This is a genomic window from Acinetobacter sp. BEC1-S18-ESBL-01, assembly GCF_014169935.1.
GTDB classification, from domain to species: domain Bacteria; phylum Pseudomonadota; class Gammaproteobacteria; order Pseudomonadales; family Moraxellaceae; genus Acinetobacter; species Acinetobacter pittii.
The window spans coordinates 311,700-336,991 of the sequence record NZ_AP022302.1 but is presented as its reverse complement, the minus strand read 5'-3'; the positions used below and the strand labels follow the sequence as shown (position 1 = coordinate 336,991).

At 40.6% G+C, this 25,292-nt stretch carries 19 protein-coding genes; 1 reads left to right on the top strand and 18 read right to left on the bottom strand.

Annotated features, from left to right (window positions below; translation table 11 throughout):
* Window positions 1–12: 12 nt before the first annotated feature.
* The 9 genes from gltB to H7R46_RS01530 all read right to left on the bottom strand — a co-directional run bounded on the left by gltB (window position 13) and on the right by H7R46_RS01530 (window position 12,731).
* Window positions 13–4,488, bottom strand: a complete 4,476-nt coding sequence (gltB, locus tag H7R46_RS01570; RefSeq protein ID WP_171066743.1) for a glutamate synthase large subunit — start codon at window positions 4,486–4,488, stop codon at window positions 13–15.
* A gap of 461 nt (window positions 4,489–4,949) precedes the next feature.
* Window positions 4,950–5,819 (bottom strand): hypothetical protein, encoded by an 870-nt coding sequence (locus tag H7R46_RS01565; protein WP_005067097.1) that lies wholly within the window; start codon window positions 5,817–5,819, stop codon window positions 4,950–4,952.
* A gap of 16 nt (window positions 5,820–5,835) precedes the next feature.
* Window positions 5,836–6,918 carry a 3-dehydroquinate synthase gene (aroB, locus tag H7R46_RS01560; RefSeq protein WP_005067096.1) on the bottom strand — a complete coding sequence of 361 codons (1,083 nt, stop codon included), beginning with the start codon at window positions 6,916–6,918 and terminating at the stop codon, window positions 5,836–5,838.
* A gap of 28 nt (window positions 6,919–6,946) precedes the next feature.
* On the bottom strand, window positions 6,947–7,516 hold the full coding sequence (aroK, locus tag H7R46_RS01555; RefSeq protein WP_002116987.1) for a shikimate kinase AroK: 570 nt from the start codon (window positions 7,514–7,516) through the stop codon (window positions 6,947–6,949).
* 11 nt (window positions 7,517–7,527) lie between these two features.
* A complete protein-coding gene (gene pilQ / locus H7R46_RS01550) occupies window positions 7,528–9,654 on the bottom strand; it encodes a type IV pilus secretin PilQ family protein (RefSeq protein ID WP_005067089.1) in 2,127 nt (708 codons plus the stop codon).
* A 62-nt stretch (window positions 9,655–9,716) separates the two neighbouring features.
* Window positions 9,717–10,244 (bottom strand): pilus assembly protein PilP, encoded by a 528-nt coding sequence (locus H7R46_RS01545; protein ID WP_005067086.1) that lies wholly within the window; start codon window positions 10,242–10,244, stop codon window positions 9,717–9,719.
* A gap of 11 nt (window positions 10,245–10,255) precedes the next feature.
* Window positions 10,256–11,035, bottom strand: a complete 780-nt coding sequence (locus H7R46_RS01540) for a type 4a pilus biogenesis protein PilO (protein WP_005067082.1) — start codon at window positions 11,033–11,035, stop codon at window positions 10,256–10,258.
* Complete coding sequence (locus H7R46_RS01535; protein WP_005067080.1) at window positions 11,032–11,673, bottom strand: PilN domain-containing protein; 642 nt, start codon at window positions 11,671–11,673, stop codon at window positions 11,032–11,034. Before H7R46_RS01535 ends, H7R46_RS01540 begins: the two co-directional genes overlap by 4 nt.
* On the bottom strand, window positions 11,673–12,731 hold the full coding sequence (locus H7R46_RS01530) for a pilus assembly protein PilM (RefSeq protein ID WP_005067078.1): 1,059 nt from the start codon (window positions 12,729–12,731) through the stop codon (window positions 11,673–11,675). The genes H7R46_RS01535 and H7R46_RS01530 overlap by 1 nt, the downstream gene beginning before the upstream one ends.
* Before the next feature lie 161 nt (window positions 12,732–12,892).
* Here H7R46_RS01530 and ponA point away from each other — a divergent pair, with 161 nt between their 5' ends.
* The gene (gene ponA, locus H7R46_RS01525) at window positions 12,893–15,454 is read left to right on the top strand and encodes a penicillin-binding protein PBP1a (protein ID WP_005067076.1); all 2,562 of its coding nucleotides are present in this window, start codon (window positions 12,893–12,895) and stop codon (window positions 15,452–15,454) included.
* A 56-nt stretch (window positions 15,455–15,510) separates the two neighbouring features.
* Here the strand turns inward: ponA and H7R46_RS01520 are convergent, their stop codons facing one another.
* The 9 genes from H7R46_RS01520 to H7R46_RS01480 form a co-directional block, all read right to left on the bottom strand.
* Entirely contained in the window at window positions 15,511–16,335 is an 825-nt protein-coding gene (locus tag H7R46_RS01520; protein WP_005067074.1) for a putative RNA methyltransferase, read from the bottom strand.
* 2 nt (window positions 16,336–16,337) lie between these two features.
* A complete protein-coding gene (locus H7R46_RS01515) occupies window positions 16,338–16,670 on the bottom strand; it encodes a hypothetical protein (protein WP_005067072.1) in 333 nt (110 codons plus the stop codon).
* 59 nt (window positions 16,671–16,729) lie between these two features.
* Window positions 16,730–17,848, bottom strand: coding sequence for a phospho-N-acetylmuramoyl-pentapeptide-transferase (mraY, locus tag H7R46_RS01510; RefSeq protein ID WP_002116751.1), 1,119 nt, complete (start codon window positions 17,846–17,848; stop codon window positions 16,730–16,732).
* Complete coding sequence (locus H7R46_RS01505) at window positions 17,849–19,249, bottom strand: UDP-N-acetylmuramoyl-tripeptide--D-alanyl-D-alanine ligase (protein ID WP_005067066.1); 1,401 nt, start codon at window positions 19,247–19,249, stop codon at window positions 17,849–17,851.
* Between the two features lie 8 nt (window positions 19,250–19,257).
* Window positions 19,258–20,757: a UDP-N-acetylmuramoyl-L-alanyl-D-glutamate--2,6-diaminopimelate ligase gene (locus H7R46_RS01500; RefSeq protein WP_005067064.1), complete on the bottom strand. Its 1,500-nt coding sequence runs from the start codon at window positions 20,755–20,757 to the stop codon at window positions 19,258–19,260.
* Between the two features lie 3 nt (window positions 20,758–20,760).
* A complete protein-coding gene (gene ftsI / locus H7R46_RS01495; protein ID WP_002117016.1) occupies window positions 20,761–22,593 on the bottom strand; it encodes a penicillin-binding protein PBP3 in 1,833 nt (610 codons plus the stop codon).
* 11 nt (window positions 22,594–22,604) lie between these two features.
* The gene (gene ftsL, locus H7R46_RS01490; RefSeq protein ID WP_002116847.1) at window positions 22,605–22,937 is read right to left on the bottom strand and encodes a cell division protein FtsL; all 333 of its coding nucleotides are present in this window, start codon (window positions 22,935–22,937) and stop codon (window positions 22,605–22,607) included.
* Window positions 22,937–23,860 (bottom strand): 16S rRNA (cytosine(1402)-N(4))-methyltransferase RsmH, encoded by a 924-nt coding sequence (rsmH, locus tag H7R46_RS01485; protein ID WP_002116998.1) that lies wholly within the window; start codon window positions 23,858–23,860, stop codon window positions 22,937–22,939. The genes ftsL and rsmH overlap by 1 nt, the downstream gene beginning before the upstream one ends.
* 231 nt (window positions 23,861–24,091) lie before the next feature.
* The gene (locus H7R46_RS01480; protein WP_005067060.1) at window positions 24,092–25,093 is read right to left on the bottom strand and encodes a sulfate ABC transporter substrate-binding protein; all 1,002 of its coding nucleotides are present in this window, start codon (window positions 25,091–25,093) and stop codon (window positions 24,092–24,094) included.
* Window positions 25,094–25,292: the final 199 nt, after the last annotated feature.

Here is a 25,292-nt window from a genome sequence, read left to right as displayed (position 1 = left end):
GCAGTCGTGGAATTATTGTGGGTCAGCTTGTGTTGTTTTCAAAAGCGTTTGCAAATTAGCAGCTTTTGGTTTCACAAGCCAGAATTTACGGCTGTAGAAATCGAACTCATTGCGGATTTTATAAGCCCAAGCACTACCAGTTTCTTTGATATGCTCATCGATAATACGCAACAAGAACTCTTTATGATCTTCCATAGATTCTGTTGAAATACGATTTAAATCAATCAATTCGTGGTTGTAGTAATCTACGAAGTCATTATCGAGGTCAAGTACATAAGCAAAACCACCAGTCATGCCCGCACCAAAGTTATGGCCTACTTTACCAAGTACAGTCACAACACCACCTGTCATGTATTCACAGCAGTGGTCACCCGCACCTTCGATTACAGCAAATGCGCCAGAGTTACGAACTGCAAAACGCTCACCCGCTGTACCTGCTGCAAAAAGCTTACCGCCAGTCGCACCATACAAACAGGTATTACCAATAATTGCTGTGTTTTGTGTTTGGAAAGGCGAACCTTGTGGTGGGAAAATCGAAATACGACCACCCGCCATACCTTTACCTACATAGTCGTTTGCATCACCTTCAAGACGGATGTGTAAACCACCAGCATTCCAAACACCAAGAGACTGACCAGCTGTACCAGTTAAGTTCATTACAACTGGATGTGCTTCCATACCCAAGTTGCCGTAGCGACGAGCAATTTCACCCGAAACACGAGCACCGATTGAGCGGTCACAGTTCACGACGTTGAAGTTGAACTGACCACCAGCGCTTGACTCAATTGCAGGAAGCATTTCAGCGACCATTCTCTCAGCCAATACTCCTTTATCGAATGGTGCATTACCTTCTACTTGACAATATTGCGCTTTACCTTCGGCAGAAGGATGAGAAGTTAACAGAGCGCTTAAATCAAGGTGAGCATGTTTTTCAGTTTCACCCGGCAATACTTCAAGTAAATCAACACGACCAATTAAGTCTTTCAATGAAGAAACACCTAATGCAGCTAACCATTCACGAGTTTCTTCCGCAATAAAGTGGAAGAAGTTGATGAGCATTTCTGGCTCGCCAATATAGTGTTCTTGACGTAAATGATCTTGTTGAGTTGCAACACCGGTTGCACAGTTATTTAAGTGACAAATACGGAGGTATTTACAACCTAGAGCGATCATTGGTGTTGAACCAAAGCCGAAACTTTCCGCACCTAAAATTGCTGCCTTGATCACATCAAGACCAGTTTTTAAACCACCATCAGTTTGTACACGTACTTTTCCACGCAAGTCATTTACACGAAGTGCTTGATGCGCCTCACTCAAACCTAATTCCCATGGAGAACCCGCATGGTGAATTGAAGAAAGTGGAGATGCTGCGGTACCGCCGTCATAACCTGAAATGGTAATGAAGTCTGCATAAGCTTTTGCAACACCAGCAGCAATCGTACCTACACCCGGCTCAGATACCAATTTTACAGATACCATTGCTTTAGGGTTAACTTGTTTCAAGTCAAAAATTAACTGAGACAAATCTTCAATTGAGTAAATGTCGTGGTGTGGAGGAGGTGAAATTAGCGTTACACCCGGTACCGAGTAACGTAAACGTGCGATTAAGCCATTTACTTTACCGCCCGGTAACTGACCACCCTCACCTGGTTTTGCACCTTGAGCAACCTTAATTTGCAATACTTCAGCAGAAGTTAGGTATGCAGGAGTTACACCAAAACGACCAGATGCGATCTGTTTGATTTTCGAGTTACGAATTGTGCCGTAACGAACAGGATCTTCACCGCCTTCACCAGAGTTTGAACGACCACCAATCGTGTTCATCGCGATTGCAATTGCTTCATGTGCTTCTGGAGAAAGAGCTCCTAAAGACATCCCTGCCGAGTCAAAACGAGGCAAGATATCTTCAACTGATTCAACTTGTTCAACTGGAATTGAGTTCGTTGTTTTTAACTTAAATAAGTCACGAATAGTCGCTACTGGGCGGTTATTCACCAGCTCAGCATACTCTTTAAAGTGTTCGTATTTACCAGAGCGAACGGCTTTGTGTAATGCGTTAATCACATCTGGGTTAAACGCATGGTACTCTTTATCAAATACGAATTTGAGCAAACCACCCTGATCAATTGGCTTACGATTTGACCAAGCTGTCGCTGCTAATTTTTTCTGGTCTTTTTCAAGGTCAGCAAATGTTGCACCCTGAATACGGCTTGGAACACCTAAGAAACACTGATCTACCACTTCTGATGATAAACCTACTGCTTCAAATAGCTGACCGCCACGATAAGAAGCAACTGTAGAAATACCCATTTTTGAAAGAACTTTTAATAAGCCTTTCTCAATACCTTTACGGAAGTTTGCTTGCGCATGGATTGGATCACCTAAAAGCTCACCTTTAGCAATCAAATCATTGATCACGTCATATGCAAGGTATGGGTAAACAGCGGTTGCACCGAAACCTAGTAATACCGCAAATTGGTGCGGATCACGTGCAAAACCAGTTTCAACCATGATGTTTGCATCAGTACGCAGGCCAGTTTTGATGAGGTAATGATGTACCGCACCTGTTGCAAGTGCTGCGTTTGCTGGCAGTAAACCTTGACGGATATTTTTGTCTGTTAAAACAATTAAAGTTTTGCCATCACGAACTGCTTGCGCCGCTTCTTCACAGATACGCGTGATCGCCGCTTGCAAGCCTTCTTCTTCGGCATAGTTTAAATTGATATCAACCGCTTCATAACCCGGACGCTCAATGCTACGGATTTGCTGCATTTTTGAATTTGACAATACAGGGCTAGAGATGATGATACGGTCAGCATGCTCAGGGCCTTGCTCAAATACATTCTGCTCACGACCTAAACAGGTTTCAAGCGACATTACAATTGACTCACGTAGCGGGTCAATTGGCGGGTTCGTAACTTGAGCGAACTGTTGACGGAAGTAATCTGTTACGTGGCGTACTTGACGAGACAATACAGCCATTGGCGTATCATCACCCATAGAACCAACAGCTTCTTGTCCGCTTTCAGCAATTGGACGTAACAACTGGTCGCGCTCTTCAAATGTCACCATAAACATTTTTTGAGCCGCTTTTAAAGCGTCGCCAGTTAAGCCTTTATCGACTAATTGCTCTTCAAGTTCTGGGTTTGCATTTAAACGAATCGCATGATCACGTAACCACTCACGATACGGACGCATGTTTTTCAAATGTGTACTAACATCTTTAGTATCAAGTACTTTGCCTGTTAAGGTATCAACTACCAAAATTTGGCCAGGACCTACACGACCTTTAGAAACTACGTCTTCAGGCTCATAACCCCAAACACCGATTTCAGATGCCAAGGTAATGTAATCATTTTTGGTAATTACCCAACGCGCAGGACGCAAACCGTTACGGTCAAGCATACAGATCGCATGACGACCATCTTGAATAACAAGACCAGCTGGGCCATCCCAAGCTTCCATGTGTTTAGAGTTGAACTCATAGAATGCGCGTAAGTCTGCATCTAAAGTTTCTACGTTTTGCCAAGCTGGTGGTACGAGCATACGTAAGGCACGGAATAAATCCATACCACCACCTACTAAGATCTCAAGCATATTATCTAAGCTTGAAGAGTCCGAACCCGTACGGTTAACGATTGGGTTAAGCTCAGTAAGACCTGGTAATAACGGGTTTTCAAATTTAGGAGTACGCGCCAGCGCCCAGTTACGGTTTGCTGTAATTGTGTTGATTTCACCATTATGAGCAAGGTAACGGAATGGTTGAGCCAACGGCCAACGCGGCAATGTATTAGTAGAGAAGCGTTGGTGGAATACCACGATATGTGATTTTAAACGCTCATCAGCTAAGTCTGTATAGAACTCAGCAATTGCAGCCGGCATCATCAAGCCTTTATAGCTGATTACTGTCGAACAAAGCGTAGTCACATAGAATGACGGATCATTTTGTAATTGTTGTTCTGCACGACGACGTGCCAAGAATAATTTACGGTTAAATTCAACTTCAGTTACGCCCATTGGACAGTTCACAATGACCTGTTCAAAAGCTGGTAAAGATTGAAGCGCAATTTCACCTAATGCATCGTTATTTGTAGGGACAACACGCCAAGCCAGTACACGTAGGCCATCTGACTCGATTTCTTTCGTTAAAATATTTTTAGAATGTTGCGCTAATGCCGGATCAGTATTTAAAAATACAGTACCCACAGCAAAAATTTCACTCAGTGTAATATTACTCAGTTTTTTTGCTTCATCACGGAAAAATTGCTTTGGCATCGCCAATAATAAGCCGCAACCATCTCCCGTCTTGCCATCTGCGGCAATACCACCACGGTGCGTCATGCAACTTAAACTGTGAATCGCGGTTTCAACTAGATGATGACTTGATTCACCCTTCATATGGGCGATCAGTCCAAAACCACAGTTATCCTTAAACTCATCAGGCTGATATAAACCTTGAGCGGGAGCTACAGTATTAGGCGATGGCATGTGCATAGCGTACCCTTCTTTCAATAAGGCTCTTTCGAGCGTCAAACAAACAACTTCTTTTTGCGATAGTGCCTACGGACGACAGTTAGCTCAATGTTTCACAAAAAAAATTTTTGGGCTGATAAGCCAATATACGCTGTTCCATTTTTACGTACACTGGTTTTTGCTAGAAAAATGTTTTGACTTATTTCGCACTCTTTTAAAGCAGTTCGACCCCTCGACTCTGCATAGAATTTACTCTGTAGAGCGCTAAAATAGTTTACAGCACATTAATAAGCACAAGAATAAAGCAAAAACTATGCCAATGTTATTTTTTACAATTAAGTATTTATAATTATTGAAAATAGATCGATTTTATTCGCGTTATCATTTTAATAAATGACTAAATATGCACCACAGGTGATCAAAAAATATATATGTTTATTATTATTGCACCATATTTGTGCGATATATCCTTATGATTAATTACCTCTTGTGCCCTCATTTGTTGCATTTTTTTCTGTAGGCTCTGTTGTACGATTCTGTTGAGCCTTTTTAGCCACATCAACTGCCGAATTAGACTGATGTACATCCACAACATTCCCCTCAGCATCTCGACGAATAATCGTTGTACGAGTTGTAGAGTTTGTTGCTGGAGCCGCCACTTTAGGTTGAGTAGCCACACCGCCTCCTATGAGCAAGGACTCATCAATTTTAGGTAGAGCAGCTGGACGTAACCGCACTTCATAAGTTTGGCTAATACCACCTTTCATTTCATCCGCCCCTAAATCATTGACTAATGGCGCATAGGTCGAAAATTGTTGCGGTTGGGGTTTAATTGATTCAGGTAAATCAAGATTAAGTTGGGTTAACTGCTGAATTGCATCTTCAGAACGTTTAAATACACCATATGTCAAAACATATTGTTCAGATTGCTTATCTCCGCTTAAACGAAAGTAGATAAATTTATTTCGTTCTGGACGATTTTTTAAAAAGTTTTTAATAATATCTTCATCAGACGCACGGAAAAGCTCAAGCGTCCATTGTTTCTTGTTTTCATTAATAAATTTTGTACCGCGGAACTCTGCCTCATGCTGACCAGAAGCAACCGTACGAGTTGTTAAATCAAGAGGTCTAACTTCATCAGCTAAAGCCCCTAAATTAGCCGTTGTTGCTACCTTCTCTGGCTGAATTTGCACTGGCGCATCCGAATCAGCTGATTTTTCAACTTCAACCAGCTTTTTACTATCGGTCATTACCCAAAAAATAAAAGCGAGCAACAAGCAGACGATACCACCCACCAACCAGATATATTGTTGAACATTCTGCCAAAGTGTACGTGATACAGTCATGTGTTACCTTAATTTATTATCCGTGTTGATTTGCCAAAATAGCTTGTTTCATGAGTTCAACATCAAAGTCTTTAGTAATTACTGCTTGCCCAAGTTGCTTTAACAGCACTAAACGTAATTGACCATTGAGAACTTTTTTATCATGCGCCATATATCCAAGGAATTCATCCAATGGAATTTTTGGACATGATATCGGCAAATTAGCGCGTTGAATAATTTTTTTTGTACGCTCTACATCATCGCTTGAAATCCAACCTAAACGTTGTGATAAATCAGCCGCCATCACCATGCCTGTCGCTACTGCTTCACCATGCAACCAAGTGCCATAGCCAAGGTAAGATTCAATCGCATGACCGAAAGTATGACCCAAGTTGAGTAAAGCTCGTTCGCCTTGCTCTTTTTCATCGTTAGCAACAATACGCGCTTTATGAGCACATGAACGATAAACAGCTTCTGCTAAAAGTTCAGCATCTCGCCCAATTAACCCATCCATATTCTGCTCTAACCAAACAAGAAAATCAGCGTCACCCAACAAGGCATATTTAATGACTTCTGATAATCCAGCAGATAACTCTCGATCTGGTAAAGTATCGAGTTGAGCCATATCAGCCAAAACAACTTGAGGTTGCTGAAATGCGCCCAACATGTTCTTACCAAGAGGATGATTAATCCCCGTTTTACCACCCACACTTGAGTCTACTTGTGAAAGAAGTGTAGTCGGAACCTGAATAAAATAAACACCACGTTGGAAACATGCTGACGCAAAACCAGCCATATCCCCGATAACACCACCACCCAAAGCTAAAACCGTACAATCACGATTAAAACCAGCTTCAAGTAAAGCATCAAAAATTAAATTTAGATGTTGAATATCTTTATATTTCTCACCATCTGGCAAAATACAAGTCGCTACAGTTTTACCCAAACTTTTTAAAGCTTCTTGATAATGAGATAAATATAAAGGAGCGACCGTTTCGTTACTCACGATCATGACCTGTTGACCATGAATATAAGGCTCAAGCAACTGCTTAGGATCAAGTTGACTGCCAATAAAAATAGGATAACGGCGTTCGCCTAATTCAACATGTAAAGTTTGCATGAGTTTATAAAACCACAAGTAAGTTTCGCTATTTTAGCGGGTTGGACAAAATAAGTTGCAAAATCTTTTGAGCAAGATCACGAGCAGCACCCTGATTGGTTTCAATCGTGTAATGCGCAACTTCACGATATAAAGGATCACGTATTTTCAACAAATCACGTAATTTTTGTTCAGGGTTTTCAACTTGTAATAGAGGTCTATTTTTATCGCGGTAAGTGCGTTGTAATTGTAGTTCTACAGGAGTGTAAAGATAAACAACAATACCACGTTGCTTTAGAAATTCGCGATTGGGTGCTTGAGTAATCGCACCTCCACCTGTCGCCAACACTAAGGCTTTACGGGAAGTCAACTCATTTAACACTACTGTTTCACGAGTACGAAATCCAAACTCCCCTTCTTTCTCAAAAATCCAGGGAATAGTGGCACCTGTTTTGCGTTCAATTTCATGATCACTATCTAAAAATTCACGCCCTAATAGTTCGGCTAAATGACGTCCAACGGTTGTTTTTCCTGCCCCCATGGGCCCTACCAAATAAATATTTGGCAGGGTTTCAAACGCTTTGCTTGGCAAGGCGCCACCTATTTCAATTGCTTTCATTAAAAAATATATTAATGATTTCTCACCAAAGTGTCATTAACAATTCGTGGCGTAACGAAAATCAGTAACTCTTGCTTATCATCAGATTTCACATCTTTTCTAAATAAACGTCCAACGACAGGAATGTCTCCAAAGAAAGGAACCTTGGTTTGTGAATTAGAAGTAGTCTGCTCAAACACCCCTCCTAAAATGACTGTCTCACCATTATTAACAAGTACATTGGTATTAATATTATTTTTATTTAAAATTAATTCACCATTAGGTGCTTCGCCAGCTACAGAATCCTTAGAAATATCCAATTTCATTTGAATTTTACCGTCAGGCGTAATGCTCGGGGTAACATCTAGGCTTAATAGTGCATCTTTAAATGATGTACTTGCTGTAGCACCCGCAGCAGAATTCGTCGTGGTTTGATAAGGAACTTGTTGACCTGTTGCCACTCTCGCAGGTTGTTTGTCTGCGGTCATCACTTTAGGTGTAGAAATCACCTCACCATAACCGTCAGCTTGTAATGCAGAAAGTTCGAGATCAAGCATAAAATCAGACATACTAATCAAGCCAAAGGCAATACTTCCAGCCGGATTGGTTACACCTAAATCGACATTTAAGTTATCTGGACGTTCAATCGTGTATTTATAACCACCCGTAGTCTCATCCTTTTTGGGCTCTCGTAAATTCCATAAGGTCGTTTCGCTACCACCAACTAATAAATTATTATTGTTGGTAATCCCTTGCGATAATATTCCCCATTTAACACCGAGCTCTTTAGTAAAAGAAGTAGAGGCTCTTACAATTCGAGCTTCCACCATGACTTGTTTGATCTGTACATCAATCAAATCAATCATTTTACGAACTTTATCAATATTTTGGGCTGTATCATTTACAATCAAAGTATTAGTACGCGTATCGGCAACAGCACTACCTCTTGAGCTTAATAAGCTTTCTAAAGCAAGAGAGTCTGAACCTGCTGTACGATTTGCGACAGCTGTCTTGCCATCACGAGTCTCTTCAATTAGTTTAAGGACATCTGCTGCTTTTGCATAATTCAAACGAATATAATCTGTTTGGATCGGTGCTAATTTAATAGTTTGTGCTAAAGCTTTTGCCTCATCGTCTTCTGCCTTGATCAGTTCCGCAACTGGAGCAATCCAAATTACATTACCATTTCTGCGTTTATCTAAATTTTTAGTTTTTAAAATAATATCAAGTGCCTGATCCCATGGAACATCTTTTAAACGCAAAGTGATGTTACCTTGCACACTGTCAGCCGCAACCATATTAATGCCAGTAAAATCAGCAAGTAATTGTAAAACGCGACGAACTTCAATATCTTGAAAATCAAGAGAAAGCTTATTACCAGAATAATTAGATGGTTTAGATGAAATGTTTACACTTTTATCTTGAGGACGCTTGAGGCTGATGGTTAATTTATTTTCCGCCTGATAAGCCATATATTCATAGCTACCAGTAGATTGAATCGTAATAACACCGTTGCCTTTATCATTATAAGATTCAATGGTCGAAACAGGCGTTGCAAAATCATTTACATTTAAGCGCTTAGCTAAATGAGTAGGAATTTTAGAACCCAAAGTTTTTACTACAACTTTGCTGCCTTGTTGTTGCACATCAACAGGGGTATTACTCCCCAACAGGTCAATAACAATAAGACCTTCCCCTTGACTACCGCGTTGGAAGCCGATGTTTGAAACACCTTGGGTTTGCATTGCACTTGCTGATACAGGTTTAGCTACAGCTTGCACAGAATTAATCTTTAAAATAAAAGTGTTGCCTTCAATACGAGTAGTAAAAGCACCTGCCTCTTTCAAATTTACAGTTAAACGTGAACGCTGATCATCGGAGCTTACATCGACCGAACTCGCTTCATTCGTTCCAATAGCTACTTTTGACTGTATTAAATTCTGCTGCGCTTTATTAAAATCTAAAATCAAACGTGAAGGATTCTCAAGCTGATATGCCTGTGGTTGCGGTGGCAAGCCATTAAATATCACTCGAATTTCTGTTCCCTGACCCGCTATTTGCATCGGTACAATATTAGTCATGCTGACCTGTGCAGACGCAACCTGCATAATTGCAATCGCCACAGCTCCCATAGAAAACTGACGGAATACGTGATTCATTGTCTAACCATCCCCAATAAATAATCTTTAAAAATAATTTTTTCTTTGTTATTCCCTAAATTTTAGGGTGCGGGTCCAATTAACACTAAGGTTCTTGGTCTCTCCACATAGCCTTCTCGCCCATCAGGGACAATCTCCACCAGATCAATCTGAGTAGGACCAATATGGGTAATTCGACCTTGATTCATCCCGATATAATTCCCTACCTGTACTCGCTCAATTTGATGATCAGGTGTTTGGATCAGAGCCATGACTTGCCCGCGGCTGTTACGCATACTTCCTTTCATATTTAAGGACTCTAATGCATAGCTTTCGAGTGGCTGTGGTGCTCGTGAGAAATTCGGATATACTCGTTTCCCCGCCATAATTTTGAGCTCAGCAGCAAGTGAGCTTGGTAAAAATGGGCTCTTTAACTGATGGGCTGCATAATTAAATTGTGGCACAGGCGTAAAAACAGGCGCTGGTTCTATGGCTTGTGGTGGCTGATTACGTATATCGGCCATTTGCTGATTTACGGCGTCGATTCTAGAGTCGCATCCAACCAAAACCAAGCCTATCCCCAGAGAAAGTAAAATTTTCTTTAGTTTCATTAGTTATCCTCCTACTTTCGCTTTGACTTCTTTATAGAAGGAATATGTGCATTACGGCTATCGGAGGCGTTTATCTGACTTTCACCATTTATTACTTGAGGATCACTATTATTTTGGTTTTCAACCGCGCCCATATAACGATAAGTTTTTGCTTTGATAGAATAATTAAGCACAGGAATATCTGATTTACCATCCTTAACAGGAGCAGCTTCAACAATAAAATCATGCATCGTCACAATACGTGGTAATGCCGCAATACTGCTAACAAAAGCACCGAAAGCGTGATAATCCCCAGTTGCTTCGATAGTAATAGGCTGTTCAATAAAAATTTCCTGCTTCACTTCATCTTCTAAGCGGATATTTTTAAACTTCAGACCAGAATTCACCCCCGTTAAGTTAATATCTTCAACTAAACTTGGAATTTCGGTTTCTTTTGGCAATTGTTCTAACTGTTGATTGAAGTTGGCTTGCATCTCTTGAAGTTGAAGCTGGTATTGCTGCAAGTTGCGTAATTTTGAGTCTTTTTCTCGAAACTCATTTAATAAATTACTTTCTTGTGCTTGAGCATTATCAATTGCTTGTAGCTTTGGTTGAATAGCAACAAAATACCCTAAAGCCAGTACAGCAAAGAAAATAAAAATCCAACACGTAATTTTCACAGATAATGGCCAGCTGCCATAACTGTTCATGTCGAGCGTGTTAAATTGCTGAAGAAATTTTTCTAAGGTGATCTTTTTTTTCTTAGATGGAGCTTGTTCTAAAGACAGCTCATGAAGTTCATCAGGACTCATTTTGCCGCCTCCTTATCCGTACCTACAGACGTATTGGCGGTATCATCTGTTGTAGTCACACCCATTTCCCCTACATCAACAGTAACAACAAAACTGCCATAGCTATCTTCAACTCTAGGAAGCAAAGAACTTACAGCCTTATCTTTTTTCTCTTCGGTCGCCAAGAAAGAACTCATAAAAGCGTTGCGATACCATGGTGATGCTTCAAGATTACGTAATAACTCTGCAACCGTATTTGGACTTTCCGCTTTACCTTCAATCGTAAATTTATCTCCGGTTCGGCTGAATTTAGTCAAATACATTGCAGCAGGTGTCACACGTACTAATTCATCCACCAAACGCACAACGACTGGACGCTGGCTTTGCAAACCTTGAATGAGCTTCATACGCTCAATAATTGCGTCCCGCTGTTCTTGCAAGCCATTTAAGGTTTTAAGTTGTTGATCTAGATTCTGGTTTGTACTGATGATGAGCTGATTTGCTTGTTCTTGATCATCTAATTTTTGATTCAAATAAAACCACCCTGCAAATACAGTGGTTATCCCCAAAACAACGACCCCAAAACATAAAATAATAAATTGTTTTTTACGCTGCTCCCTAAGCCCATCACGCCAAGGGAGTAAATTAATTGTTGCCATTAATCAAAACTCCTTAAAGCCAAGCCACATGCCACCATTAATGAAGAAGCATCATTTTCAATTTTTTGAACGTCGACTTGAGGAGAGAAACCCATTTGTAAAAATGGATTGGCAATAGTGACTCGGTAACCGAGTTTCTGCTGCAACAATTTAGCAAGCCCTGGAATGTTGGCATTGCCACCCGCTAGCAAAATATGGTCAATTTCATTGAATTGGGATGAAGAGAAGAAAAATTGTAGAGATCTAGCAGCTTGCTGAACTACAGCATCTAAAAATGGTTCTAAGATTTCGATGTCATAATCATCTGGCAAAGAACGTTCTTTTTTAGCGCGTCCCGCTTCTTCTAATGACAAACCATAACGGCTTTGAATTTCCAAAGTAAGCTGTTTGCCACCAAAGACTTGTTCACGGGTATAAATGATTTTGCCATTTTGCATAACCGATAATGTGGTCATGGTATGGCCAATATCTAAAATACCAATGGTATTTGCACCCATGGGTAAGCTATCAGCAAACACACTAAAAGCACGCTCGACAGCATAACTTTCAACATCAGCAAGCTTAGGCGTTAAATCAACCAGTTCCAGTACTTCTACGCGTGTTTCAACATTTTCTGTTCGTGTTGCGACTAAAAGTACATTCACACGATTTGGATTCGGCAGTCGATCTGGTAAAACTTCAAAATCAAGGCTCACCTCATCTAAAGGGAACGGTATATATTGCTCCGCATCTAATCGAATCTGAACTTCACGTTCATCATCGTTCATATCTGCATCCATTTCGATGGTTTTATGAATAACCGTCGATGTTGGAACAGCAATTGCAGCGTTAGTGGTGTGGGGATTTGCTAAATTCATCGCCCGTTCCAAAGCTTCTGCAACTGCTTCTGGATTCAAGATATTTTTTTCAACTACACTGTTCTCAGGTAAAGGCGTTAAAGCATAGCTTTCTACCCAATATTTACCATTCTTAACAGAGAGCTCTAACAACTTAACAGAAGTCGAACTAATATCGACGCCCATTAACCCCTTATTCGGTTTACGATATAACCTGAGCACACTATTGTCCTATTATTTTTTTATCCCCAAAAAAAATTACAAACCAATAATCTAGGTCTTTATTTTTACACGGATACAATATCTCATCTAACAATCCGCATGTCTAAAGGCTATACTGACCACAATTAGTTTGTATTCGATCTTATTAAAGCTTACTTATCATGAAAAAGCTATCCAGTTTGGGCTTCGTGCGTCCAATTTTTTTGATCATTATTATTATCTTAGTCTCACTTCCGATGGGCTTTTATGGCATGTATCTCTATATCGCCCCATCGCTTCCAGAAATGAGTTCACTAAAAAAAGCTCCCCTCTTAAAACCATTACAGGTCTACACTTCAGACAATCAACTGATTGCCGAGTACGGTGGTAAGCTTTCTATTCCGGTTGAATACAAACAAATTCCCCCTGCTTTTATTCATGCATTTTTAGCAGCAGAAGACTCTTCTTTCTTTGAACATAGCGGGATCAGTTTTAAGGGTTTAGGTCGTGCTTTGAGCGAAAGTGTGACGGGTTCGGATGTGCAAACTGGTGGTTCAACGATCACCATGCAAGTTGCAAAGAACTATTATTTGAGTCCAGAAAGAACTCTAAAACGTAAAATAACCGAAATCTTTTTGGCTCGAAAAATTGAGCAAAATTTATCCAAAGAAGAAATTCTCAGTCTCTATGTGAATAAAATCTTCTTAGGGAAAAATGCGTATGGTATCGCGGCAGCAGCTAAAATTTATTATAACAAAAGCATTAATGAGCTCAGCATTGCTCAAATGGCAATGATTGCAGGTTTGCCCAAAGCACCTTCTAAATATAATCCTGTAGTTAATCCTGAGCGCGCACTCGAACGACGCAACTGGATTTTAGGCCGTATGTTACAGCTGGGTTATATTTCTCAAGCAGAATATCAAAAAGCAGTTGCAGAGCCGATCAATTTAAATATGCCCAATCGGGATTTAAATAATATTCATCCCTATGCTGGGGAAATGGTTCGTTCAGAACTTGTAAAGCATTTTGGCGAACAAGCCATTGATTCTGGTTATAAAGTCTACACAACAATTAATGCTAAACGCCAAGCGATTGCAGAAAAAGCTGTGCAAGATGGCCTTGAAGCTTATGACCGTCGCCATGGCTGGCGTGGTGCAGAAGCACATGACAAACCGTTAACTGAATTTAGAGCATATGCCAACACTTATCCTGCACAAGTCACTAAGGTAAATAGCAGCTCTTTTGAAGCATTAATGCAAGATGGCTCAACCGTTACGGTTCAATGGTCTGGCATGTCATGGGCACGCCCCTATCGCAATGCAAATAGCGTAGGTGGCGCTCCTTCACGCGCATCTCAAATTGTTAAAGTTAAAGATATTGTTCGTTTACGCCCAAATGATAATAAAACCGCATGGTCTTTAGTTCAGGTTCCAAAAGTTCAAGGTCAACTCATTGCAATTAATCCAAATGATGGCTCAATTGAAGCAATTGTAGGTGGCTATAACTTCTACCAATCAAAATTTAATCGTGCCTTACAAGGGTGGCGTCAACCGGGTTCTACAATCAAGCCATTCCTCTATGCTTTAGCATTAGAAAGAGGCATGACACCGTATAGCATGGTGAATGATAGCCCAATTACGATTGGCAAATGGACACCGCGGAACTCTGATGGGCGTTACTTAGGTATGATCCCATTACGTCGTGCTTTATATTTGTCTCGTAATACCGTATCAGTAAGACTTCTACAAACTGTAGGGATTGAACGTACTCGCCAATTATTTATGGATTTTGGTTTACAAGAAGATCAAATTCCACGTAACTACACCATTGCCTTAGGTACTCCTCAAGTATTACCAATTCAAATGGCAACTGGTTATGCAACGTTTGCAAACGGCGGTTACCGTGTTCAACCACATTTCATTCAACGTATTGAAGATGCTTACGGCAAAGTCATTTATGAAGCCAAACCAGAATATGCATGTATTCCATGTATTAATGCACCTGACACTACAGATGATGAGCAAAAGCCTAAAACGACTGATGATGAAGTTATTGAAGTTACGAATAAAGACATAGAACAGAAAGAAAACGCAGCTAAACAGCTTAATCTTAAACAGACTGACAAAAACAACAGTCAATATCGCCAAGCTCAACGTATTTTAAAATCAAGCTCTGCTTATGATATGGCGAACATCTTACGTGATGTAATCGAGCATGGTACAGGTCGTGCTGCACTTAAAATTGGCCGTAGTGATTTAGGTGGTAAAACAGGTACTACGAATGATGCAAAAGATGCATGGTTTGCAGGCTTCAACGGCAAGTTAGTGACTGTAGCATGGGTTGGTTTTGACCAACCGACTACGCTTGGCCGTCGTGAATATGGTGGTATTGCCGCATTGCCGATCTGGATTAACTTTATGGGTCAAGCATTGCAAGGTACGCCAGCAGCTTGGGTCCGTTTAGATAAAGATGCTAAAGGTCCTATTTCACGTGACCAACAAGAAACTGTAACTGAAGTAGCTGATAAGAAAACTTATCGTGCGGCTCCGCCACTAGCACGTCCGCTCTATCGACCAGCACCGCCACAACCAAAACTAAGCAATGACAATGACTTTTCCGATTTACCAGGTGAAGAAATTGTTATTCCGTCAAAAGCTGCGCCTCCTGCCATGAGACCTTCACAGGAGTCCACTCCTAAGCGAGAAAAAGATGAATTAGAAAATCTGATTAATCAGATTGAATAGCAAAAAAAGAAGCCATCATCAGATGGCTTCTTTTTTTGCGCTCTTAAAATAGATCGTTAGATGGCTTTTTTATTGCGCTTCTGAAAGACATAAATTTGAAATGATGCCGTTACTTCTAATTGCAATTGCTGCTCTAACTGCAAGCGACGCTCAGGAGAAGCTTTATAAGCATAAGGTGTCATAGCAATCAGATTTTTTAAGGCTTGTTGATCGAGCACAAAAGGCGCATCAATAATTTGCTCTTGCTTTAATTCAAACAAATCTTGTAGTTGCTCTACAAACTTTTCTGGTGTGTGAGGATTAACTTGCTCAAATAAAGCCTCACGCATTGCATACAAATGTTCAGAAGCAGGCGTAACAACAATTAAATAGCCCTCATCTTTTAAAACACGTGCAATTTCTGTTTGCGGAATCGGGCTAAATAAACTGGTGCAGGCATCCATGCTATGGTCTAGCACTGGTAAAGTCGCCCCTGTTCCCACCACCCAAGTTACTTCAGTGTTGAGCTTTGCTGCCCGCTGTACCGCATTTTTTGCAATATCAACACCAACACACTGCTCAACGACTTGCTGCATGGCACTTGTATAGTAGCCTTCACCACATCCGATATCGAGTATTGCTTTTACATCTAGCTGCTTTAATAAAGCGACTACAGCTTGCTGTAATGGCTGATAATAACCACCTTGCAAAAAAGCTCGTCGCGCATCTACTGACTCGGGTGTATCCCCTGGGTTTTTACTATGTTTATGTTGCACCACATGTAAATTGACATAGCCTTGTTTAGCTACATCATAACTATGTTCTTGCTCACATCGCCAAGTTCGTTCAATTAAATTGAGGGACTGACGACATACAGGACACATTAAAATTTGCTTAGCCACTTTTAATTATTCTCTTGTTCTTTTTGTTGTAAATAAGTCTTTGCGTGTAGTCCAACAAAGGTGCGACCTGCATTTGTACCCTTAATCCATTCATCTACCTGAAACAAATCAAACAGACCTACCTTGACTAAAGTTGGAATTGCGATCTTTAGCTCTTCCTCAATTTGTCCTCTTTGCCCAGCATTATACAATTCAATATTGTGCAACATTGTCGCTACAGTTCCTGTTTGCACCTGACTTCCATCTTTAAGTACAACTTGAGGTAATACTTCGCCCTCTCCAACTACTTTTTGATTAATCACAGATAATTGGTCTAGACCAGCAACTTTTGTCATTCACCTCTCCAATAAAAAAAGCCAGTAGAACTGGCTTTATATTGACACTAAAATAAGATCTATCGCAATTTTAAAGTCATTAGACCTAAAACTACTAATATAATTGTAATAATCCAAAAACGGATCACAACTTGCGTTTCTTTCCAGCCCTGCTTTTCATAGTGATGATGCAGCGGCGCCATTAAGAACACACGTTTATTACGCATACGTAAGGAGCCGATTTGTAAGAATACAGATACTGCCTCCATTACAAATACACCACCCATAATTGCAAATACGATTTCTTGACGAACCATAACCGCAATTGTTCCAAGCATCGCACCTAAAGCTAAAGCACCGACATCCCCCATAAATACTTGAGCAGGATGCGCGTTATACCAAAGGAATGCCAAACCAGCACCAATCATGGCAGAACAGATTACTACGAGTTCAGATGTATATTTCACATATGGAATATGTAAATAGTTAGCGAAACGGATGTCACCAGACAAGTAAGCAAATACGCCTAAGCCCGTAGCTACCATGACAACTGGCATGATTGCCAAGCCATCTAAACCATCTGTTAAGTTAACAGCGTTAGAAGCACCATTAATCACCAGATAGGTAAATACAATAAATGCCAAACCTAAAGGAACAATTGAGAGTGGAATTGAAAGATTCTTAAAGAATGGAATCAATAAATCCAGCATGTTGGCGGTATGTTCTGCATTGGACTGTTGAGTTGCGATTAAATATAACGCAATACCAGCACCCAGCGATGCAACAGAAGTCCAGAAAAACTTCTTACGTGCAGGTAAACCTGCATTGTCTTTATAGCGAATTTTAATCCAGTCATCTGCCCAGCCTACAGCACCGAATACAACCATTACACCAAGCACAATCCAGACATAAGGGTTAGATAAATCAGCCCATAGTAAAGTACTAATACCAATTGAAAGCAGAATTAAAATTCCGCCCATCGTTGGTGTACCCATTTTTTTAGCATGATTTTCAGGAGCAAACGAACTTACTGCCTGACCGTATTTTAACGCTTGTAATTTACGAATCATGATCGGCCCAAGGACCAGACCAATGGTCAGTGAAGTTAATACACTGAGTAAAGAACGTAATGTTAAATAACGAACGACCTGAAACGAGCTGTGATAGCCCGCAAGTTGTTCAAACAACCATAACAGCATTTAAAGTTTCTCCATCAAATCAGCCATCAACGTTTCCATATGAGTAAAGCGAGAACCTTTAAACAGGAAACTCATGGACTGGGGTTGATGTGTTTGGATTAGATTGATTAAAAATGGAAGCGCGTCAGCTTGTGTCTGAAATGCTTTCACTTTATTAGAATGAGAGTCTGCACCCTCGAGAGCAGCTGAGGCGAACTGTCCAACTGCAATAATATGATCTAGAGGAAGTTCGGCAAGATCACGACCTAAATCATGATGCTCTTGCCAACTGCTATCACCTAACTCACCAATATCCCCCATGACCATCACTTTTACGCCTTGTTGCTGCAACAACACTTGTGCAGCAGCGCGCATAGAAGTCGGATTGGCATTGTAGGTATCATCAATAAATAAGTAAGATGACTTTTGAATAAAGTTAAGACGACCTTTCGCTCCCCGAGCTTGCTCTAAACCTTGGACAATATCTTCTAGTCCAATACCAATTGCTAAAGCAAAAGCTACAGCTGCGGTCGCATTTTGAACATTATGCTCACCCGCAAAAGGAAGCTTAACTGCACTGCTACCTTGCGGTGTATGAAGGTTAAAATTCGTTGATTGAGGCAATAACTCCACATCTGTTGCATAGACATCGCCTCCTACACCAAATGTAGAAATACGATGAGCTTTCGCAGCATCAAGAATTTCGGCAGTGAAGTCATCTTGTTGCGGCACGATTGCAACGCCATTTGGTAAAATGTGACGATAAATTTCCGATTTTGCGCGGCAAATACCTTCACGACCACCAAACTCGCCTAAATGAGCTGTACCAATATTTAATATGCCCGCAACATGAGGCTGAACGAGTTTTGATGTGTAATCAATCTCGCCTTGATGGCTTGCACCCAACTCCATCACCGCATATTGATGTTCCTTGCGAAGCTCTAACAACATCATTGGTACACCAAGGTCATTATTTAAATTGCCTCGGGTGATTAATGTCGGTGCTAAGCGCGACAATATACTTCCCAGCATTTCTTTGGTGGTAGTTTTACCACTACTTCCCGTTAAGGCAATCACCTTTAATTGTGAGTTTTGCTCACGGCGATAAGCACCAAGTTGCCCTAATGCTAATCGAGTATCGGCAACGACGAGTTGTGCAATATCTACATCTAGCGGACGTTCAACAATAGCTATTTGACAACCATTTGCAGCAACTTGCGCAACGAAATCATGCGCATCGAAACGCTCACCTTTTAGTGCTAAAAAGGCATCCCCAGTTTCCGCATGACGCGAGTCCGTCAAAATACGTTTAATTTCAGTTTGAGGGATCTGGTCTTTATGCCAGTAGCCCTGTGTTGCCTGTTGTAATTGTTGAGCTGTCCACGGTTCCAAAGGCACGGTACTGGTGGTTGAAGTATGCATAATTTGTCCTATTGTGCAGGGTAAGCAGCGTCTACAGTGTGATGTTGTGCATCAATCGCAGAACGCACTTCAACAACATCATCAAACCAGTGACGTACGCCATTAATTTCTTGATAATTTTCATGTCCTTTACCGGCAATCACAACAATATCACCAGCCTGAGCCTGCTGTGCAACAAATTTAATTGCTTCACGGCGGTCATGAATTTCATGCATACGGTGCCCTGAAAAGTCGATTCCTTGCTTCATGTCAGCAAAAATTTGTTCAGGGTCTTCTCTTCTTGGGTTATCCGACGTCAAAATAACTGGATTTGCGCCGTCTAAAGCTGCTTGAGTCATTAATGGGCGCTTACCGCGATCGCGGTCCCCGCCACACCCAAATACAGCCCAAAGTTGATTAGACACATGACGTTTTAAGGTTTTAAGCACTTGAATTAATGCATCTGGTGTATGCGCATAATCAACAACAAATAAACGCTCACCATCACGAATAACCTGCATTCGACCTGGGGCACCAATTAGTTTAGGAACGAAAGCTACTAACGCTTTTAAATCAAAACCTGCTTGCTCAGCAGCAATAAGAGCTGCAACCAAGTTTTCGACATTAAAATGCCCTAACAATGGACTTTGCACAGCAAAAGAACCTTGTGGGCTCACTAAATTAAATGTCGCTCCTGCTAAACTGTAACTCAGGTCAGTAATATAATAATCAGCAGTATTTTGAGTAAGTGAATACGTTAAAATTTTCGGTTGAGCAGGATTTTGCTTTGCTGCATTGATCATGAGAGCAGCATGCTCATCATCTAAATTAATAACGGCTACTTTTAAAGAGCTAAAACGGAATAAAAGAGCCTTCGCTTCAGCATACGCCTCTAAAGTGCCATGGTAATCCAGATGGTCACGACTCAAATTGCTATAAACAGCAATCTCAATCGCACAACCATTTAAACGACCTTGTTCCAAACCATGTGAACTTGCCTCTAAAGAAGCAAAAGTCGCACCTTGTTTTGCATAATCATGCAATGCATTTTGCAGTTGTAAAGCATCAAGCGTAGTGTGAGTTGATGGTGTTAAGTCTGGTAAAATACCATTGCCTGTAGTGCCCATCACAGCACAGCGCTGTTGTTGAGAGCTAATTAATTCAGCCACTAGACGCGAAATTGTGGTTTTACCATTTGTACCAGTCACTGCAATAATACGCACTGGTACTACGGGATCTATATGCTGTAAATAACGTTCTTGCCATTCACCCATACGTTGACGCACATCAGAACGCACCCACTCATTTGCTACGCCCAACTCAGTCTCGCTAATAATGGCAAGTGCACCATTAGCTAAAGCTGACTCAGCAAAAGCGCGTGTTTTTTCAGGTTGGCTATAACTGGTCAAAGCGATAAAGATCTGGCCTGACGCAACCTTACGGCTGTCTAAACTAAAGCCTTGAAAAGGCTGTTTAGACCACTGTGCATCGATCTCGACTGGATTAATTTCTTGGAAAGAAACAGACATAGCTTACCTGCGAATAGGATTTTCTGGAGTATCAAGGGGCTTATCAAGCGGCACATTCATTAAGCGCAATGATTCTTGCATAATTCGTGCGAAAACAGGGGCCGCAACCAAACCACCGTAATAACGGCCTTGTGGATTTTCAACAACTACAATAACCGCTAAACGAGGATCACTAATCGGAGCTACGCCTGCAAATAAAGCACGGTATTCATTATTTGAATAACCTTTACGATCTGCACGAAGTTTATGAGCTGTACCTGTTTTACCACCAACGCGATAACCCGGAATATTAGCTTGCTTTGCAGTACCGCCCGGCATCGTCACCTGCTCAAGCATAAGCAAAACCTGATCAGCAATTTTTGGAGCAAGAACTTGCTCACCTTTAGGAGCTTGGTCGAGTTTATGCAAACTTAGAGGCATTTTTACCCCATGGTTTGCAAGCATTGCATAGCCTTGCGCCAACTGAAGAATAGTTGCATTTAGACCATAACCGTAAGCCATGGTACCAATTTGGGAAGAGTTTAACTTGCTTACAGGAAGTACTAAACCAGAGCTTTCACCAGGGAACTTCACAGCAGAACGCTTACCAAAGCCAGCACGGTTAAAGAAGCTTGGTAATGTTTCCTTAGGAAGTGACAACGCAATTTTTGCCGAACCCACGTTTGATGACTTAATAATTACGCCACTAACAGTCAAAGCACCATAGTTATGCGTATCACGAATAGTATGCCAGCCTAAACGCATTGAACCTGGCGAAGTGTTGACAATCGTATTTGGGGTATATTGTCCAGTTTCGAGTGCAGCAGAAACTGTAAAAGGCTTCATGGTAGAACCCGGCTCGAACATATCAATCGCACCGCGGTTACGCATGGCATCTTTATTAGATAAACCGTTTTTATCATTCGGGTTATAAGATGGCCAACTGGTCATAGCCAGAATTTCGCCTGTTTTAACATCTACAGCAATTGCTGTCGCCGAACGGGCGTTATTTGCAACACCAGCAGCAGTCAACTCACGGTACATAATATATTGCAAACGAGAGTCGATACTTAAAGTGATGTTTTCGCCTGGCTCACCTTCGCGAATAACCTCAGAAACTTTTAAGCGGTTACCACGTTTATCACGAATAATTTTTTGTTCGCCATCTACCCCAGACAGTTGTTTATTCAACTGCATTTCCAAGCCTTCAATCCCTTGGCCTTCACTATTGGTTAAACCAATAATCTGAGCATTTGGCTGCGGTTGAGGATAATAACGTTTATATGTTTTCTCAGCATAAACGCCTTGGAAGTTACCCTTTGTAATGAGATCTGCCTGCTGTGGCGGCACTTCTTTTTTCAAAACCAAATAACGAGAACGTGGACGCGCATTCATCTGTTTTTTTAGATCCGCACGATCTAAACCAACCACATCCGCCAACTCATCAAGGTTTAGGTTTTTATCTGGTAATTGTCGTTTTAACTTACGATTATTTGGATCTTTTTTTAATTCCGCTGTAATTTCGTCATATAAATGCTTGGTATCAAAGTAATCACGTGGATCAATGACAATTTTCATAATAGGCGTACTAATGGCCAAAGGCACACCATGACGGTCGCTAATAACCCCACGCATTGCCTCAATACGTTCCGTACGCAAAATATTGGCATTGGCCTTGTTTTGTAAAAAGTCTTTATTAATCACTTGCACATAAAATGCACGTGCAATTAATACAACAAAACAGAGCAGTACTGTTGCCCAGAGCAGATAAAACCGCCACATATCAAAGGCAAGAGTTGGTTTTTCCGAAATAGACTGCTGTTTTTTCCGTGTTTGCTTTGTTCGCTTATCTACCATACAGCAAGGCCTTACTTATTTTGCTCTGAGGTCATCGGTAAAGAAATTACCACCGTTTCTGCAGCAGGTGGCGAAAACATGCGTAGTTGAGTTACAGCACGCGTACCAATCTGTGCTGTTGCACCGAAGGTTTGTTGCTCAATAAGCAAACGCCCCCATTCAGCATTGAGATCATCACGTTCACGCATATAAGAGCTGAGCTCTCTATAATCATGACGATATTCAAATACTTGAAATACCACCATCATGGCACTGATAAAAACAAGCGCCACTAATACGGTGTATGCCACAACTTTTTTCACCACTTTATTTTCGGTGGTTTCAATTTCATCACTGCTTTTCATTACGCGCCTTTTTGTTCCAAGCGTTCAGCAACCCGAAGCCATGCACTACGTGAACGTGGGTTCGCTTTTACTTCTTCTTCACTCGCACGAACCCGTGAAATTTTCTTTAACCTTCTTGTATCTACCTGTTGCTGAGGCATTCCCCAGCCAATATCTTCTGCCAAAGTCGATTCTTTTTGAATAAATTGTTTGATTAAACGATCTTCAAGAGAATGGAAGCTAATCACAGACAAACGCCCTTTTGGTTTTAGTAAGTCTACAGCTTGTGGTAAAAATACTTCAATATCATCTAGTTCTTTATTAATAGCAATACGAATTGCCTGAAATGTACGTGTTGCTGGATGTTTATGTTTTTCCCATTTTGGATGAGCTGTTTTAACAAGTTCTGCCAATTGGGCTGTCGTGTCTAGTTTTCCAGCTTGTTTAATCGCTTTTGCAATACGTCGACTATAACGCTCTTCGCCATATTGATAAATAATATTTGCTAATTGTTCTTCTTCAATTTCAAGTAACCACTCAGCTGCGGTTAACCCCTTAGAATTATCCATTCGCATGTCTAGAGGACCATCTTGCATAAAACTGAAACCACGTTCAGCTTGGTCGAGTTGAGGAGATGAAACTCCTAAGTCAGCCATAATGCCATCAACACTCATCACACCAATTTCCTGCATTTTTTCTTTAATATCAGCAAAACTGGCATGAATAATGGTAAATCTCGGGTCTTCTTGCGCCAAAGCAGCTGCAACTTCCAAAGCTTGAGGGTCTTTATCAAATGCATATACTCGTGCATTTTCATCAAGTTTCGAGAGCAATAAACGTGTATGCCCACCTCGTCCGAAGGTTGCATCGATATACACCCCTGTTGTGCGATCTGCCAATAAACTCTCAACGGTCTCAAAAAGTAAGACAGAAATATGCGACATAGGTGTTAAATCATTGCGTAAAAATGTAACTGCACATTATCACCTTGTTTATGACCAACGCCAAACGGCTTTTTGTAGGAAAATATTAATTTTTCATAGATAAAACCGTTTTGTTAGCATTTTTTAAGCAAAAAAAGAAAGCAAGCTTACTTTTTTAAGTTTGCTTGCTTTCTTTATGAATATTTAACTTCTAAGTTTTCTTTTTGGACTATTGTTTTTAGATCATTTTATTTACTGCTTGCCATCATAAATTTGATCAAAAATAGCACCGTTTGCAAAGTGAGTTTTCTGAGCTTTAGCCCAGCCACCGAACACATCATTAATGGTAAATAATTTAATTTTTGGAAATTGCGCTGCATATTTCGCAGCCACTTGAGCATTACGCGGGCGGAAATAATGTTTAGCAGCCAATTCTTGGCCTAAAGGTGAATATAAAAAGTTCAGATAACCTTTTGCCAAAGTCCTATTTCCATCTTTATCTACGGTTTTATCTACAATCGCTACAGATGGTTCTGCCAAAATTGAAACTGATGGATAAACAATTTGATATTTATCCTTATCAGGTCCTTTCGTCGCCAACAAAGCTTCATTTTCCCAAGACAATAAAACATCACCAATGCCACGTTCGGCAAATGTAGTAAGTGAACCACGGGCCCCCGAATCTAGAACTTTCACATTGTGATAAAGCTTTTTCACCAACTCTCGAGCCTTAGCATCATTTCCACCCGGCTGTTTTAATGCATATCCCCACGCAGAGAGATAAATCCAACGCGGTGCACCACCCGTTTTAGGGTTAGGAGTGATAATTTCCACGCCTGGTTTTGTTAAATCATTCCAGTCGCGTATATTTTTCGGATTACCTTTTCGTACTAGAAACACGACAGTCGAAGTATACGGGGCAGAATTATTTGGAAATTCTTTTTGCCAGTTCGGCTGAATAAACCCAGCTTTCACAATCTCATCAATATCATTCGCTAATGCTAACGTTACTACATCAGCTTCAAGTCCTGTGGCTACCGCGCGGGCTTGTTTGCCAGATCCACCATGTGACTGTTTGAATTCAACGTCTTGCCCTGTTCGCTGTTTCCAAAATTTACCAAATGCTTGGTTATATTCTTGATAGAACTCTCGAGTCGGATCATAAGAAACATTTAAAAAAGAGGTCGCTGCTTGAGCCGCTGTTGTCGCTATTCCCACATATAAAGCGACAGCTATTATTGATATTTTTTTCATTTACAAAATCCATCATTCGTTTTAGTTTAACTATATTTTTAATTTTATTTTTTACAATCAATTACTTATATTTATATCTTTTTTATTAATCTTTTTTAGATATATAGCTTAGAATGTCTAAGTTATTTCATTTTTGAAAAATTTTGTAATTATTCTTACAACTTATTTAGGACCTTCACTTTATCTACACATTAATTTG